The sequence below is a fragment of the Leeuwenhoekiella sp. W20_SRS_FM14 genome (genome assembly GCF_052119605.1).
Lineage (GTDB): Bacteria > Bacteroidota > Bacteroidia > Flavobacteriales > Flavobacteriaceae > Leeuwenhoekiella.
This window is the reverse complement of record NZ_JBGQOK010000001.1, coordinates 99,124-116,059: the sequence shown is the minus strand read 5'-3', so window position 1 is coordinate 116,059 and position 16,936 is coordinate 99,124. Positions and strand designations below refer to the sequence as shown.

The 16,936-nt window shown below is 36.4% G+C and carries 13 protein-coding genes; 8 read left to right on the top strand and 5 right to left on the bottom strand.

Annotated features, from left to right (window positions below):
- Window positions 1-9: 9 nt before the first annotated feature.
- The 4 genes from ACEN25_RS00480 to ACEN25_RS00465 all read right to left on the bottom strand — a co-directional run bounded on the left by ACEN25_RS00480 (window position 10) and on the right by ACEN25_RS00465 (window position 6,609).
- Window positions 10-708: an L-ribulose-5-phosphate 4-epimerase gene (locus ACEN25_RS00480; protein WP_396510165.1), complete on the bottom strand. Its 699-nt coding sequence runs from the start codon at window positions 706-708 to the stop codon at window positions 10-12.
- Window positions 701-2,398: a ribulokinase gene (locus ACEN25_RS00475; protein ID WP_441801150.1), complete on the bottom strand. Its 1,698-nt coding sequence runs from the start codon at window positions 2,396-2,398 to the stop codon at window positions 701-703. The genes ACEN25_RS00480 and ACEN25_RS00475 overlap by 8 nt, the downstream gene beginning before the upstream one ends.
- A 145-nt stretch (window positions 2,399-2,543) precedes the next feature.
- Window positions 2,544-4,919 (bottom strand): beta-L-arabinofuranosidase domain-containing protein, encoded by a 2,376-nt coding sequence (locus ACEN25_RS00470; RefSeq protein WP_441801149.1) that lies wholly within the window; start codon window positions 4,917-4,919, stop codon window positions 2,544-2,546.
- Between the two features lie 184 nt (window positions 4,920-5,103).
- Window positions 5,104-6,609: an alpha-N-arabinofuranosidase gene (locus ACEN25_RS00465; protein WP_441801701.1), complete on the bottom strand. Its 1,506-nt coding sequence runs from the start codon at window positions 6,607-6,609 to the stop codon at window positions 5,104-5,106.
- A 263-nt stretch (window positions 6,610-6,872) separates the two neighbouring features.
- Between ACEN25_RS00465 and ACEN25_RS00460 the strand changes: the two genes are divergently transcribed.
- From ACEN25_RS00460 to ACEN25_RS00435, 6 genes are all read left to right on the top strand, one after another.
- Complete coding sequence (locus ACEN25_RS00460) at window positions 6,873-7,562, top strand: NUDIX hydrolase (protein WP_441801148.1); 690 nt, start codon at window positions 6,873-6,875, stop codon at window positions 7,560-7,562.
- 203 nt (window positions 7,563-7,765) lie between these two features.
- Window positions 7,766-8,668: a MerR family transcriptional regulator gene (locus ACEN25_RS00455; RefSeq protein WP_441801147.1), complete on the top strand. Its 903-nt coding sequence runs from the start codon at window positions 7,766-7,768 to the stop codon at window positions 8,666-8,668.
- 9 nt (window positions 8,669-8,677) lie between these two features.
- The gene (locus tag ACEN25_RS00450; RefSeq protein WP_441801146.1) at window positions 8,678-10,138 is read left to right on the top strand and encodes a phytoene desaturase family protein; all 1,461 of its coding nucleotides are present in this window, start codon (window positions 8,678-8,680) and stop codon (window positions 10,136-10,138) included.
- Window positions 10,139-10,145: 7 nt separating this feature from the next.
- Window positions 10,146-10,985 (top strand): phytoene/squalene synthase family protein, encoded by an 840-nt coding sequence (locus tag ACEN25_RS00445; RefSeq protein WP_441801145.1) that lies wholly within the window; start codon window positions 10,146-10,148, stop codon window positions 10,983-10,985.
- Between the two features lies 1 nt (window position 10,986).
- Window positions 10,987-11,436 carry a sterol desaturase family protein gene (locus tag ACEN25_RS00440; RefSeq protein ID WP_028375861.1) on the top strand — a complete coding sequence of 150 codons (450 nt, stop codon included), beginning with the start codon at window positions 10,987-10,989 and terminating at the stop codon, window positions 11,434-11,436.
- Window positions 11,437-12,150: a YqjF family protein gene (locus tag ACEN25_RS00435; RefSeq protein ID WP_441801144.1), complete on the top strand. Its 714-nt coding sequence runs from the start codon at window positions 11,437-11,439 to the stop codon at window positions 12,148-12,150.
- Here ACEN25_RS00435 and bshC read toward each other — a convergent pair.
- Window positions 12,140-13,744: a bacillithiol biosynthesis cysteine-adding enzyme BshC gene (gene bshC, locus ACEN25_RS00430; RefSeq protein WP_441801143.1), complete on the bottom strand. Its 1,605-nt coding sequence runs from the start codon at window positions 13,742-13,744 to the stop codon at window positions 12,140-12,142. The two genes, ACEN25_RS00435 and bshC, sit on opposite strands and share 11 nt — an antisense overlap.
- Before the next feature lie 125 nt (window positions 13,745-13,869).
- On the opposite strand from bshC, the gene ACEN25_RS00425 reads away from it, so the two are divergent.
- Both ACEN25_RS00425 and ACEN25_RS00420 read left to right on the top strand, forming a co-directional pair.
- Window positions 13,870-16,350, top strand: coding sequence for a M14 family metallopeptidase (locus ACEN25_RS00425; RefSeq protein WP_441801142.1), 2,481 nt, complete (start codon window positions 13,870-13,872; stop codon window positions 16,348-16,350).
- Between the two features lie 94 nt (window positions 16,351-16,444).
- Window positions 16,445-16,933 carry a mechanosensitive ion channel domain-containing protein gene (locus ACEN25_RS00420; RefSeq protein ID WP_159106010.1) on the top strand — a complete coding sequence of 163 codons (489 nt, stop codon included), beginning with the start codon at window positions 16,445-16,447 and terminating at the stop codon, window positions 16,931-16,933.
- Window positions 16,934-16,936 lie beyond the last annotated feature (3 nt).

Sequence of the window (16,936 nt, the reverse complement as noted above, 5' to 3'; positions counted from 1 at the left end):
ATAAAATTATTAGCAACCCTGACCGTAATAAGCATCCTTACCATGTTTACGCTCGTAGTGTTTTTTAATAAGTGAATCTTTCAGTCTTGGAGCATTGGGGTTTATTTGAAGTGTTAATTGCGCCATACGCGCTATTTCTTCGAGCACTTTACTATTATAAACCGCTTTTGCAGCTGTCTCTCCCCAGGCAAACGGACCGTGATTTCCTAAAAGTACCATATTGACCTCCTCGTAATCAAGACCTTTATTTTTAAAACAATCTAATATCTGAATACCGGTATTGTGCTCGTAATTCCCTGCAATTAAATCATCATGCATAGGTGGAGCACACGGGATATCTGCTGTTAAATGGTCTGCATGTGTTGTTCCAAAAACAGGAATATCTAGCTGTGCCTGAGCCCAGGCAACAGAATAGGTGGCGTGGGTATGCGCAATACCACCTACTTTTTCCCAATGCTTATACAAATAAGCATGAGTTTTTGTATCTGAAGAAGGTCTTTTCTCCCCTTCTACTATCGCATTATCATAATCAACGATAACGATGTCTTGAGGTTTTAAAAGTTCGTAAGGAACTCCGCTTGGCTTAATGGCAAATACTGCATTTTTACGATCTACTGCACTAACATTTCCGAAGGTATAAATAACCAGACCTAAAGCATCTAGCTCCATATTTGCTTCGTAGCATTCTTCTTTCAAGGATTTATACATGCTGTTCTTTCTTCTTTTTAGGTTTAGTTATCTCTTTTTCTACAAAGGCACTCAGCGTTTCATAACGCTCCATCAAATTAGCAAAAGATTCTAAATGCTCGGGTTGCGGATGGTATTCTGCCTCGTAATCACTACCTAGTTTTTGACTGGCTTCTATTACATTAGCATAGATACCTGCTGCAACTGCTGCGTAAACTGCTGCTCCTAAAGCCGGCGCCTGATCTGAAGCTGCAACTTTAATGGGCACATTTAAGCTGTTAGCAAGCGATTGCATAATAAACGTTGATTTACGAGCAACCCCACCAATTCCAACAACCGTTTTAATCTCTATACCTTCATCGGCAAAGCGATCCATTATTTTTTTAGAACCGAAACAAATCGCGTTTACTAAAGCTTTAAAAATATGCGGAGCTCTGGTTCCCATATTCAAATTAGTCATTGCTGCTTCTAATTCCTGGTTTGCATCAGGAGTCCTGCGACCATTAATCCAGTCTAGTGCAACCGGTATGGCCTCATTGTGAGGTATAGCTGCTGCATCGTCAGATAATTTTCTGATGAAGTCAGATTCTATTTCGGCTTTTAGTTTTTCTTTTTGTTCTGCGGAAAGTATGCTGGATTGCATCACTAAATTTTCGATTGGCCAACTCAATACGTCTTTAAACCAGGCCAGTAAATCTCCAAAAGCAGACTGACCGGCTTCTAAACCTACAAACCCTGGGATTACAGAACCATCAACCTGCCCGCAAATACCTCTTACGGTTTTATTTGCAGTAACTTCTGGAGAAGAAACGCTGATGTCACAGGTAGAAGTTCCCATCACACGTACCAACGTATGCTCTTCTACCTTTGCTCCCACTGCTCCGGCGTGTGCATCAAAAGTACCTACAGCAATCACCGTATCTGTTGTCAAACCTAATTTTGCTGCCCAGGCTGCACTAAGTGTACCGGCAACCTCATCTGAAGTATAGGTTTTTGTATAAAGTCGGTCTCTTAAATTTGCCAAATACGGATCTAATTGTCTTAAAAATTCTTCCGGTGGAAGTCCGCCCCAGCTCTCGTGCCACATTGCTTTGTGACCTGCAGCACAGCGGCTGCGCTTAAAATCTGCTAAAGAAGTATTTTCTAAAAGCGTAAAAGTCATCCAGTCGCAATGCTCCATCCAGGAATACGCTGCTTCTTTCACTGCGGAATCCTCACGGGCAACGTGTAAAATTTTTGCCCAAAACCATTCCGAAGAATAAATTCCACCTTCATATTTGGTAAAATCTTCTCCTACCCAGGTGCGTGCTAAATGGTTAATTTCATTCGCTTCATCAATAGATGTATGGTCTTTCCACAACACCATCATCGCATTAGGATTTTCTTCAAAACCTGCTGTAAGTGATAAAGGAATACCTTCTTTATTTACCGGAATAGGTGAAGAACCGGTAGTATCTATACAAATTCCTTTTACAGCATTTGCAGGAACTCCACTTCTAGAAACCACCGCTTTAATAGTATTTTCAAGACCTTCTAAATGATCTAAAGGATGCTGTCGAAATCGATTTTCTGAAGGTTTACAAAAAAGACCTTCTTTCCATCGTTTGTAATAGCTGACTTCGGTCTCTATCTCAGCTCCTGTTGCTGCATCTATTAAAACCGCTCTTACAGAATCTGAGCCATAATCTAGCCCGATAACATATTCTTTCATAAATTTAAATCTAACTATCTAACAAATCTACTATAAAGAATTTTAAAAATGTATATATGACACTTAACTTTTTTAGATTTTTTTAAGAACTTATAAGGGCCTGTAAAAAAACTCATTCATCAAACTGTAAGGATATTTATACTTTTTAAGGAGTATTTTTAATTAAACGCACTCCATAAATACCAGCTGTTTTATGAGGAGATATTGCCTCAAAACGAACGTTTATGACCTTCCCCATTGTTAAAACTGTATCTGGAATTTTGTAATCTACATTTATAAATATATCCCCTTCTTCACCATTTAAAACTGTGGTAGTGAGCAATTCTCCATTAACTAAAATATTAAATTCCCGATCGTCATCATTACCATAATAAGTTATGCGTAAGGATTTTGCCTCTAAATCCTTATTCTCTAAATCATAAGCAAACCAGCCTTCAGCATCGCGCCAATGCTTATTTTTATGAACTCCCGTATTTGATCGCTCAAATTCAATATGATGATCTGACTCAGATTGCTGCTCGCCCGGGACTATATAATCTACCGTAATTGCTCGCAAATGAGCTTCTATTTTTTGTTGCTCTTCTAATTCTTGCCGTATAGCTTTTAAACCTTGAGGGGTTTCTTGTTTAAAATAAATTGAATACCGTTTCTCGTGTATTTGATAAAATGGCTGAAGGGTAAGATTTTTAAATTTTTCAGGATAAAATAAACCCCCGGTTCTAAATTCTAAAGGTTTACCTGCTATCGGTTTTAACTGATCTAGAATTGAACTTCCAGATTGTAAAACAAACATAGGAGCTTCGGTTAGTGGTAAAAAAGGTCCATCTGCTATATGACCACCTCTGCTGTCATCTGCAAACATACCCTCCTGATTATAATCACCGGTAATCGCTGCAAGTACTATAGGTCCATATTTTACCGAAACATAACCTGATTGATCTGGAATTTGTTCCAAACTTAAATGCATAGGCAATTCCATAGTAATTTTATCGCCATTTTTCCAGTTACGCTCAAGCGGAATGTAAGACCCCGGACTTGCAACAATATCCTGAAGTTTTCCGTTTATATAAACCTTTAATGCTCCTGCATTTACCCATTCTGGATATCTCAAGTGCACCGTTGCTTTTGTTTTCTTTAGGCTTTGCCAAATCAATTCTGTTGTTGCTTCTTCAGGAAAATTAGTTTTCTGTATAAGCTTTGCATTTTTCTCTTCCCACTTCACTTCTGACGGAATGAATAAATTCACATACAGAGCATCTTTCTTTTTAGCATAAATAAGTTCGTTGTACTTGGTATGATTTTCCATTCCCGATCCTACACAGCACCAAAAGCTGGTTTCGGGTTGCGAATACACCCGGTAATGCCCGGGACGCATCGGGGTAAAATAGACAAAACCACCATCAGGATTTTGAGAAGAAAGAATGTGATTATACAAGCCGCGCTCGTAAAAATCGATATAAGCCTCATCAGCAGTATCTTCAAAAAGCAGTTTACTCAACTTGAGCATATTGTAAGTATTGCAGGTTTCAGGACCTTGCTCGCTGCTTAAGACTTCAGAAAAATCTGTTATAGGGTTAAAATACTCACGCACACTATTTCCTCCTATAGTTAAAGTGCGTTTTTGCGTTACGTTATCATAAAAATTAACCGCTGCATTGTGGTAGTGCTTAGCACCTCCTAACTGACTGATTCGTTCAAAACCAATAAATTTTGGAATCTGTGTATTGGCATGCATTCCGGTAAGAATATCGTTGTTTTCCGCCAGCGGATTTAATAAGGCGTGTTGCGAAAAATCCTGAGCTAATTTTAAATACTTTTTATCCCGAGTTATGTCATAAACCTCAGCAAAAACCTCATTGAGGCCGCCGTGTTCAGACCGCAACATATCTTGTATTTGAGCCTCACTTAAGTTTTTTGTGATTTCAATAAACCAATCTGTTAACTCGAGTAACATCATTTTTGCCAACGGAATTTCTGTATGAATCCAGGCATCTTTGAGACCGTTAAACGTCTTATGAATGTTGTAAAGCGGCACCCATTTCTCATTTAGGCTGAAACTTCCCGCGTTAATTTTTCCGGTTTTAATCTCAGCCCAAAGGGTAGCACCACCGGGAATTCCGCCTATGTAGCCATTTCCATTTGCTTTCTGAACCTTATTTAATTCAGACAAAGTATAATCAAGTAGTTCTTTGGCTTTTATATCTCCGGTTGATGCATAATACATAGCTAATGCAGAAATATAATGCCCTAAGGTATGCCCATCAAGACCTGTATTTTCCCAATTGGTATAGGATTCAGCTTTAGGTTCAAGTCCTGCCTCTCGTAGAAACGGAGCCATTAGTCGATCTGGATTGAGCTGCTGTATATATTTAAAATCGGTAAGTGCTGCTTCTTTAAAAATGCCTGTAGTTACCGAAACCTGATTTAATGAAAATAATTCTATGTGCTGTTGCCCTAACAAAGTAGACGAACTAGCGAGCAGAAGACCGAAGAGAATAATTTTCATTTTAATAAAATGCATAGGATTATCAATTTACTCTTTGAGTTGAATACCTTCTGAAGTCATCACAATGGGTTTTATTGTTCCATCTTCATTATAGTATAAGCGATCTTCACAAACCGTACGGTGAAACGTAGAGCTAGGGTTTAAAAGAATCTAATACTATTACGACTACCCTTATAAACCCTAGTTAATCTACTCATAATTAGTTACCTTCAAGAACAACAACTGAAAATGCTGGTATTTTTATCTCTAATACCCCCTTTTTAAACTTAAAATCTTTAAAACTTTTAGGTTGAATTTTATTCGGGTTTTCAAATGAATTATGATCCTGTAGTTTGTCTGAACTCAAAATGGTAGCCGTAAAGTCTTTAATATTCAATTTGCTTAAATCTACAGTAACCGTGTTTTCTTTTTTAGCATCAATATTTACCAAAGAAATATGGGTTTTACCTGCAGCATCTTTAGAAGCTGAAGCAGATATAGCAGGCAGTTTATCTCCATTTAATGTGTAGTCTGGTGTCTTTAATTCTATAGGTAAAAGCGTGGCATCATGGTGTACCGTATACATTTTCAATACATAATAAGTAGGCGTTAAAATCATCTGATCTCCTTTGGTAAGTGCCACCGCCTGAAGCACATTAACCGTTTGCGCAAGATTTGCCATTTTTACACGGTTGCTATGATTGTTAAATATATTGAGGCTAGCCCCTGCAATCATCGCATCACGCATCGTATTTTGCTGATATAAAAAACCGGGATTTGTACCTTCCTGTACCTCATACCAACCTCCCCACTCATCAACAATAAGGTCGATCTCATTCTGGGGATCATATTTATCCATTATGGCTACGTGCTTATTAATCAACTCATCCATAAACAGAGCAGATTTCATTGTAGTAAAGTATTGTTCTTCGGTAAAGGCAACATCAGAACCTTTGTTATTCCAATCAATTACAGAATAATGATGCAAGGCAACTCCTTCAAGTAAATTTTTAGGGATATTCTTCATCAATACTTCGGTCCAGTTATAATCTGACCCATTAGCCCCTGAAGCAATGCGATATAAACCGGCCTTATTATCCCAGGCACTCATAAAGGTGGCGTACTGTCTATATAAATTAGCATAATACTCTGGCGTCATGTTGCCGCCACATCCCCACATTTCGTTACCCACTCCCCAATAAGTAACTTCCCAGGGATTTTCTCGGCCATTTTCGCGTCTTAAATCGGCCATGGGGCTTGTACCATTATGGTTTACATATTGTACCCAATCTGACAATTCCTTAACCGTACCACTACCTACGTTTCCTGCTAAATAAGGTTCTGTACCTAAAGCCTCACAGAGATTTAAAAAATTATGAGTTCCAAAGCTGTTATCTTCGGTAACACCTCCCCACCAGGTATTTACGATTGCGGGTCTGTCTTCTTGTGCTCCTATCCCATCCATCCAGTGATAGGTATCCGCAAAGCAGCCTCCGGGCCATCTTAAATTGGGTATTTTAATCGCTTTCAACGCTTCAATCAAATCATTTCGAACCCCATCTGTATTGGGTATAGTACTTGCTTTACCCACATAAAAACCATCATATATTGAACGCCCAAGGTGTTCTGCAAAATGACCATAAATGTGTTTACTAATTATTGGAGCATCATCTGTAGGCTTTACCTGAATGTTCGCCTGTGAATTTTGTGCCTGTATGGGCTGCATACAAAATAATATAACAATTAAAATTCCTAAAAAATAGATTTTATTCATAGCAGATAAGTTAAAAATATTAAGTGTTTTTAATACATTTACAATATACTTAAAGTTATCAATTAGAATTACAGATTTTTAAAAAAATGAACTCTGTTTTATAATACCACCAGGTGATTGTCTGTAGAGAGCTATTTTTATTATTGTATATCTTGCGATTACTATACTTTTGCCTTATAAATAAAAATTAAACATTTCACATAAAAAATAATAGTATGCTAAATAGTTACAATACTGACGACAAAATACTTCTTGCGGTAGATTGTATCATATTTGGATTTGATCAAGAGCAATTAAAAATTCTTCTTATCAAACGTAACTTTGAACCAGAAATGGGAAAATGGTCACTGATAGGTGGTTTTCTAAAAAAATCGGAAACGCTTGACGATGCTGCTAACCGTATTTTATTCGCCTTAACTGGCATTAGCAATATTTATATGGAGCAGCTCTACACCTTTAGCGAAATAGATCGCGATCCTCAAGAGCGTACGTTGTCTTCGGCATATTACGCGCTGATTAATATTGAAGATAGTGATGAAGATTCTGGCGCACTATATACAGCAAAATGGTTTAATGTTAATGAAGCACCCCGTTTAATCTTTGATCACCAGCAAATGGTAGATCGCGCCATCAAACGACTTCGCAGACGTGCTATAAGTAAACCTATAGGTTTTGAACTTTTACCTGAAAAATTTACAATGCTTCAGTTACAGCATTTGTACGAAGCAATTTTAAACCAAAAGCTAGATAAGCGTAATTTTATTAATAAAATCAACGGACTTGATATTTTAGTAAAACTAGAAGAGAAAGACATGACCTCGTCCAGAAAAGGTTCATTTCTGTATCAATTTGATAAAGAAAAATACGATCAAAACGTAGAAGAAGGATTTATTTTTAAAATTTAGATCATTTTATCTTTCCCGTATTCCCCTATTTCATAACCTAGGGTGTCTACTATTTTTTTTATTCAGTTTAAAACACCTAATTTCTACCCGTATTGTTGATGCGAATTCTTAACGGAATGCTAAAGTCATTTCTTTGTTTAATAAAAATGTATTTCTTTTAAACAAAACTGTAAATTTGCTTAGCCCATTAGGCTTTTATATCTATGAATGCAGTCAAAACATCGTTTAGCATAAAAGACTTAGAAAATCTGAGTGGTATAAAAGCTCATACCATACGTATATGGGAGCGTAGATATAACCTCCTTGAACCAGATCGATCTGAGACTAATATTCGCAACTATACGTTACCAGATCTACAAAAATTACTCAATGTTGTTTATTTACTAGATCACGACTATAAGATTTCTAAAATTGCAAAAAACTCAAGCGCTGAAATTGCATCTATAGTTGCCTCTATTGTAGAAAACAGCAAGTTAGGATCTAATAGTAACGCCCGCAATTCGTTTAAAATTGCTATGATGAATTTTGATCAAAAATTATTCACAAAAACATATACCGACCTATTAGAGCAGCACAGTTTCAGAGAAATTTTCTTTCAAATATTTATACCTTTTCTAGAGGAAATAGGACTTTTATGGCAGGCAGGAGTTGTAAATCCTGCACACGAGCATTTTATTAGTAGTTTAATTAAACAGAAAATTTTGCTTCTAATAGAACATCAAGATATTAATGAAGCTACCACCGCGGATAAAACATTTATTTTATTCCTTCCTGAAAATGAAATACATGATTTAGGATTGATGTATCTCAATTATGAAATTGTATCTCACGGCTATAAAAGCATTTATTTAGGACAAAGCATACCTAATGAAAGTTTAAAATATCTGGCAAATAATCAAACCAACGCAAATTTTGTTTCGTATCTAACTGTAAAACCTAGCGCTATTAGTGTAACACAATTTGCTCACGATTTTTATAAGGATATTGAAAATAACGATGTTTCGTTATTTCTTTTGGGTAGATTGGTTCAAAATGAAGAAACTACTAATTTACCACCTAACGTACAACTAATTAAAACAGTAGAAGCCTTTAGAGCGCTTCTTTAAATTATAACTATGCCCAAAAATATTGTCATATTAGGTTCGGGATTTTCTTCACTTGCAGCTGCCTGTTATTTGGCAAAAGAAGGTCATGAAGTTAGCGTATACGAAAAGAACAGTACATTGGGTGGCCGTGCGCGTCAACTTAAAAGAGAAGGTTTCACCTTTGACATGGGACCATCCTGGTACTGGATGCCAGACGTGTTTGATCGGTTTTTTGCAGACTTCGGAAAGAAAACATCTGATTACTATTCATTAGAAAAATTAGGACCTGCTTATAGTGTGTATTTTGGTAAAGGTGACTTTATCACTATTGAAGATACCCTAGAAAAAATAAAGAAAACTTTTGAAGCGTTAGAGCCCGGTAGCGCTATAAAACTTCAGGAGTTTATAGACGATGCCGGTAAAAACTATGACATCGCTATTAAAGATGTCGTTTACAGACCCGGTATTTCTCCATTTGAACTGGTAACACCCGCAACCATAAAAAAAATAGGTTCATTCTTTAGTACCATTAGTAAAGAAGTTCGCAAGTCATTCAAAAACAAACGTCTTATAGAAATTTTAGAATTTCCTGTATTGTTTTTAGGAGCAAAAGCCACTAATACTCCTGCATTTTACAGTTTTATGAATTATGCTGATTTCGGTATTGGCACATTTCATCCTAAAAATGGAATGTTTGCTGTGGTTACGGCTATGATTGATTTAGCTAAGGAGCTTGGTGTAAACTTCAATACAGATTGTGAAGTGAGCCGCATTAGAACGGAAGGTAATCAAGCTACTGGTATAGTTGTAAATGGTAAAAATATAGAAGCTGACGTGGTTTTAAGCGGTGCAGACTACCATCATACAGAAACGTTACTCCCTAAAAATCTAAGACAGTATACTGAAGACTACTGGGAGAATAAGGTTTTCGCTCCTTCGTCTCTTCTTTTTTATGTGGGATTTGATAAAAAGATTGAAAACGTAAATCACCATACGCTGTTTTTTGATGTAGATTTTGAAAAACATGCTAAAGATATTTACGATGTTCCAGAATGGCCAGACGACCCGCTGTTTTACGCTAATTTTCCTTCTATAACAGATAGCAGCATGGCGCCTAAAGGTAAAGAGGCAGGTTTCTTTTTAATTCCTCTTGCTCCGGGATTACACGATACGCCAGAGTTACGAAACCTGTATTTTGATAAAATTATAGACCGCCTGGAAGATTTGACTAATCAAGAGGTTAAAAAAAATATTATATTTAAAGAATCCTTCTGTGTAAATGACTTTGTAGAAGAATATCACTCCTACAAAGGGAATGCATACGGTATGGCAAACACCTTATTACAAACAGCATTTTTAAGACCAAAACTCAAAAGTAAAAAAGTTGCTAATCTTTACTTTACTGGGCAACTTACCGTACCGGGACCGGGTGTACCACCTTCATTAATTTCAGGTAAGTTAGTTGCAGGATTGATTACAAAAAAAGAATAAGAAAAGAATGAAAGAGATTTTTGACCACGTTTCATTAGCCTGTTCGCAAACAGTTACAAAAATGTACAGCACGTCGTTTTCGACAGCTACCAGAATGCTTGCGCCCAGTATTAGAAAAGATATTCATAATATTTACGGCTTTGTTCGGTTTGCAGACGAGATTGTAGATTCGTTTCACGATTATGACAAACAAACCTTATTTACAAGGTTTGAAAATGATCTTGAATTTGCTCTTACCGATAAAATAAGTCTAAATCCCATTCTTAATTCTTTTCAAAAAACATTTCATCAATATAAGATTGAAAAACATCTTGTTGACTCTTTTATGAGTAGTATGCGACTTGACTTAAGCAAAAGCAAGTATCTTACTGAAGAAGAGTACAAAAACTATATATACGGTTCTGCAGATGTGGTAGGTCTTATGTGTTTAACTGTTTTTGTACAGGGAGATCGCAAAAAATATGATGAGTTAAAAGAATGTGCTATGAGCCTTGGTTCTGCATTTCAAAAAGTAAATTTTCTTAGAGATTTAAAAGCAGATCACGAGGAATTGAGTAGAACCTATTTCCCAAACACAAATCTTAATGAACTTGATGAAATTTCAAAAGAGCAAATAATAGCAGATATTGAAGCCGATTTCGCAAAGGGATTATCGGGAATTTGTAAGCTTCCTGTAGAAGCAAAATTTGGTGTTTACACGGCGTATCGCTACTACAGAAAATTATTGAGTAAACTAAAAGAAACACCCTCATTAGAAATTAAAAATGCACGTATACGTGTGCCTAACTACGTAAAAGCCTCTTTATTAGCGCGTAGTTATGTAAAATATAGATTAAACCTTATTTAAAATGCAAGCACTTCTTTGGATATTAGTTTTTATGCTAACCTTCGGAATAATGGAATTTATGGCCTGGGCAACACATAAATATGTGATGCACGGTTTTTTATGGTCACTACACAGAGACCACCATCATAAAGATCACGGCTCGTGGTGGGAACGCAATGATTTCTTTTTTATATTTTATGCTCTCGTAAGTATCGGTTGCTTTTTACTATGGCAGTATGAAAATGTATGGATAGGACTTCCCATAGGATTGGGGATTTTCGCTTATGGTATTGCTTACTTCATGATTCACGATATTTTTATTCATCAGCGATTTAAACTCTTCCGCAATGCTAATAACTGGTATGCAAAAGGTATACGCAGAGCACATAAAATACATCACAAACATTTAGGTAAAGGTGATGGAGAATGTTTTGGTATGCTCGTACCGCCATTAAAATACTTCAAAAAATAAATGAGTTTCTTAACCGCCTCTTGGAAAAAACTGTGCTTTGCCAATTATGCGGTAGATCCCTCAATTTTAAAACCCTATTTACCTGCTCATACAGAGCTGGATTTTTATCAGGGTAAGTGTTACGTTAGTCTGGTAGGTTTTCTTTTTGATGATGTTAAACTAAAAGGCATCACCGTACCCTTTCACAAACGTTTTGAAGAAGTAAATTTGCGATTTTACGTAAAGTATTTCGACGGAAAAATTTGGAAAAGAGGTACTGTTTTTATTTCGGAAATAGTAAACAAACCGGCAATAGCCTGGATTGCAAATACGCTGTATAATGAAAAGTACAGTGTATATAAAATGCATTATAAACACGATTTAACTAGTGATGAAAATTTCTTTAGCTACGGGGTTTATTATGAAAATAATTGGCAACTTCTTCAGGTAGCCACTTCACCTCAACCAAAAAACTATACCTCAGGAGGTATAACAGGTTTTATCACAGAACATTTTTGGGGTTACAGCAAAAAAGATGAAAGACAAACCTGGGAGTATGAAGTTACACATCCGCTTTGGAAAGCTTATGATGTATTAGATTATGAAGTAATTTTTGATTTTGGCGCAATCTACGGAAATCAATTTGATGACTTATCGCATCGTGATCCCGACTCTATACAATGCATGGATGGCTCTGCGATAACCATTGAAGGCAAAAAACTTCTTAAAAAGTAATTACTGTAAATCTGAAGTCTAAAGGATCTAAAGCCTCAAACAACCGTGGAATTAAGGCTTCACCATATTCTAAATAAAACTCAGAAAAATTCATCACGCGCTCCTGTAAATTCTCAGCCGGGAATAACTCATTTTGAATAGCTGTAAATCGCTGTATATGATCTCCTAATTTTTTCTTTTGAGCAGTTAATAAGCGCTTTTCTAAATTTTCTAAGCCTTTTAGCTGTTTAACTTCCTGGGCTTTTACAGCACCTAAAAAAGAAGCATCAGTTTGCTCTGCAATACTATATAACTCTTCAAACTGCTTAACTAAATGTTCTTTTTGTTTAGAAAAATCTACATCTATGTTTGATATTTTTCTAATTTTTCTATTTACAAGATCATTCTGCTTTAAGAAAATATCATCTATACTTAAATCAAGATTCGATAACTTTTGGGATTGCTTTTCGGTGATTAATAATGCAGAGTTGCGCAGCATTAATATCGGGAATTCAACACCTACTTTATCAAAAAATGATTTTAACTCCAGCCAATACGCAAGCTCTCCGCCACCACCTATATAGGCTAAGTTAGGCAAAATCACTTCCTGATACAATGGCCGCATAATCACATTAGGGCTAAATTGCTCTGGTGATTCTTCCAGTTTCTGTAATAGCTCTTCCTTAGAGAAAGTAAGTGCGGTATTATTCACATAAAAACTCCCATTCTTTTCTAAAATACGCTCTCTGGAATCTTTAGACATGTAGAACAGATTAATTTCCCGTGCATTTACCTGTACAGGGTATCCTTTACTTTCCAGCGCTTCAGCTTGTTTGGTGACGTATTTAAAAGAATGCTGCTCTAGTAGCTCCTGTTTCATAAAAGGTGCAAAAACACGCTTTAAAGCACTATCGTTTCCATCTACGATAACCAGACCGTAGTCTCCAAAAAGACTGTGTGCCAGATAACGGGTAGCATCAGCAAGATTATCGTGCTTTATATATGCCAGTTCAAACAAATCACAAAGCTCCTTTGCCAGTTTAGTGGTACCCAATTCTGCGCAAATAAGTCCTAAAATAGTATCAAGGCCTTCCGTATTAAAAACTCCTACCGCTCCTTTATCATTATCCGGAGTATCCTCGCGATTCCATTGAATTTTTTTCCCGTGTAATCTAAAATAATTGATCTCATCAAAATCGTGATCTTCAGTCGCCATCCAATAAACCGGAACAAAATCTGATGTAGGATACTGCTCTTTTAACTTCCGCGAAAGCGAAATTGTACTTATAATTTTATATAAAAAATAAAGTGGCCCGGTAAACAGATTAAGTTGGTGCCCCGTAGTTACTGTGTAAGTTTGCTCTTGACCGAGTAAATCTAATGCGCGATCAACAGATTCTGTAAGTTCTAAATGTGCATATTGTTGCCTTAAAGAGGAAACAAGAACGGCCCTGTTAGCTGCAGAAAATTGCTTGTTTTTAAGTTGCTTCTCAAAATTTTCTATCGTAGGAAAATTTGAATAGAAGTCATTTACAGCCTCGTTCTCATCGAGATAATCGCAAATAAGTTTTGAAAAATAACCGGTTTCTTTATAGGGAAGGAAATGAGTAGACATTGAGTTTTATTTACGAAGCAAATTTAAAGGTATAGATGTGTTAAGCCCGCTAAAGTTACGTTAATTAGAAGATATGACTTTATATCTATTTTAGTAGATTTACGAATCAATAATGCTACAATCTTATGAGAATTAAATCACTTATTCTTTCCTTTTTAATTACCTCTATCTGCTTTTCTCAAACTATTAAATCTCCTGAAGAATTTCTTGGTTATAAAATAGGTACTCAGTTTTCAAGACACGCAGATGTCGTAGCTTATTTTAATTATGTTGCTTCAAATTCAGACTGGGTAACCTTTAAAGAATATGGTAAAACAAATGAGCGTAGACCACTTACCTATGCTGTAGTTACAACACCAGAAAATCAAACTAATATTGAAACTATACGTACAAATCAACTTAAAAATGCAGGTATTCAAGAAGGCACTGCAAAAGCTGATAAAGCTATAGTGTGGTTAAGCTATAATGTACACGGTAATGAAGCAAGCAGCACAGAAGCTGCTATGCTTACGCTATATGAATTAATCACAGCAAAGAAAGAGTGGCTTACCAATACGGTGGTTATAATAGACCCATGTATTAATCCAGATGGTCGAGACCGTTATGCTAATTGGTATAATAAAGTAAAAGCTACTCCTTATGACACGAATCCCGATGCTACAGAGCATAACGAACCATGGCCGGGTGGAAGAGCAAATCATTATCTCTTTGATTTAAATCGTGATTGGGCCTGGGCTACTCAAGTTGAAACCCGCCAGCGATTAAAAGTGTATAACAGCTGGATGCCCCATATACATGTAGATTTTCATGAACAGGGAATTAATGAGCCTTATTATTTTGCACCTGCAGCAGAACCTTTTCACGATATTATCACCCCATTTCAAAGGGACTTTCAAACTCAGATAGGTGCCAATCACGCCAAATATTTTGATCAAAATGGGTGGTTGTTTTTTACCCGTGAACGTTTTGACTTACTGTACCCAAGTTATGGAGACACCTACCCTACATATACCGGTTCTATAGGTATGACCTATGAGCAAGCTGGAGGTGGAGCTGCAGGACTAGGTATACTAAAGGCTGATGGTTCTATTCTTACTTTAGTAGATCGTGTAGCTCACCATTTTACAACAGGAATTTCTACAGTAGAAATGGCTTCCGCTAATATTGAAAAATTAAATACGGAGTTTGCAAAATACTTTAGAAATTCTAACGTGGCTTACAAAAGTTTTACTGTCACCGGTGAAGAAGATCATCTAAAAGCGCTGGCAGATTTACTAGAGGTTCATACGATAAAATACAGGTATATAGGTGAAGGCAAGTCTACAGGTTATAACTATACCTCCGGAAAACAAGAAACCCTAAATTATAAACGTGCAATACAAATAACTACAGATCAACCTAAAGGTAAACTGGTTCACGTACTTTTTGAACCCGAAGCTGCATTATCAACTCCATTAACCTATGACATTACCGCGTGGAGTTTACCCTATGCATACGGCTTAAGTGCTGTAGGCAGTACAAAAGTATTAGCTAGCAGTACTGCAAATTCAATTCCAGCTGTGCAAAATGTAGCAGTGAAAAATGCTGCCGGATACCTTACAAAATGGAATAGTATGGCTGATGCAAAATTTTTAAGTGCTTTAATACAGGCATCTGTTAAAGTGCGCTATTCTGAAAAAGCCTTTACTATTGAATCTGTAGATTATCCCGCAGGCACACTTATTATCACCAGAAGTGATAACAGAGGTCTAACAGATTTTGACAACACACTTATCGAAATTGCAAATAAATACAGTCGCATTTTAAAACCTTCAACTACAAGCTTTGCCTCTGCCGGGCCCGATTTTGGCTCGCCAGATGTTAAACTAATAAACAATGTAAAAGTGGCTGTTTTAACCGGAGATCAAACATCTTCTTTAAGTTATGGTGCTACCTGGCAGTTTTTTGAACAACAATTGCAGTATCCTGTAACCTCAATAGATGTGTCAGATATAGATCGCATAAATTGGTCAGAATATGATGTTTTGGTGATGCCTAACGGGCGCTATAGAATTTCTGAATCTTCTCTTTTAAATTTAAAAGAATGGGTTCGTAAAGGAGGAAATTTAATTGCTATAGATGGCGCTTTGAAAGTGTTTGCAGGAGAAGAAGGTTTTGGACTTAAAGAATTTGAAGCAGACACTAAAAAAGAAACCGACTCATTAGCTGCAAAACTAATACCTTATGCAAACCGTGAAATGGAAAGCTCAAAAAATCTAATTAGTGGTAGTATATTTAAAACTAATGTAGATCAGACCCATCCCTTGGCATTTGGCTATGCTGACACCTATTACAGTCTTAAAATAGGTGACGATGCTTACGCACTTCTTGACAACGGATATAATGTAGCTTATCTAGGAGACAATCCTGTAAGTACATCTGGTTTTGCGGGAAAAGATGCGCTGGCAAAATTAAAAAACAGCCTGATTTTTGGAGTTCAGCCTATAGGTCGTGGTACAATAACTTATATGCTAGATGACCCGCTATTTAGAGCTTTCTGGGAAAATGGAAAGTTGTTTTTTGTAAATGCACTATTTATTAATAATCCTAATAACTACCGTAACTAAATTGATACTTTCAACCTTAGAGCTTAAAATACTGGAGAGTTTAATTCTCCTGGCCGTGCTTCTACTAATAAGATACACCGTTTCTAAACTTGTAGTGAGGCGATATCTCCGTGCTAATTTTGATATTACCCGTAAGCAAATAACCATTAAACTGTTAAACACCCTGTTTTTTGTAGTTCTTGGTTTTTGTCTTGCTGTAATCTGGGGGCTTTCAGGAGCAGATGTTATTGCAGGCATTGGTTCTGTAGTTACAATTTTAGGAGTTGCCTTTTTTGCACAGTGGTCATTGTTAAGCAATATCACATCAGGATTGATTCTATTTTTTAACCACCCGCTAAAAATTGGTGATTATGTTGAGATAGTAGACAAAGATTTCCCAATGGCAGGGCGTGTAGAAAATATAACCCTATTCTTTTTACACCTGCGGAATAAAGACAATCATGTATACACCCTAGCAAATACAATTGTAGCTCAAAAAACAATGCGTATTATGAAACCCGAAGAATACTTTGAGGAAATGGAACAACTTGAAGAGGAAAAGGAAAACAAAAACAGACCCGGAGAAGAATCTGCTATAGACTAATTT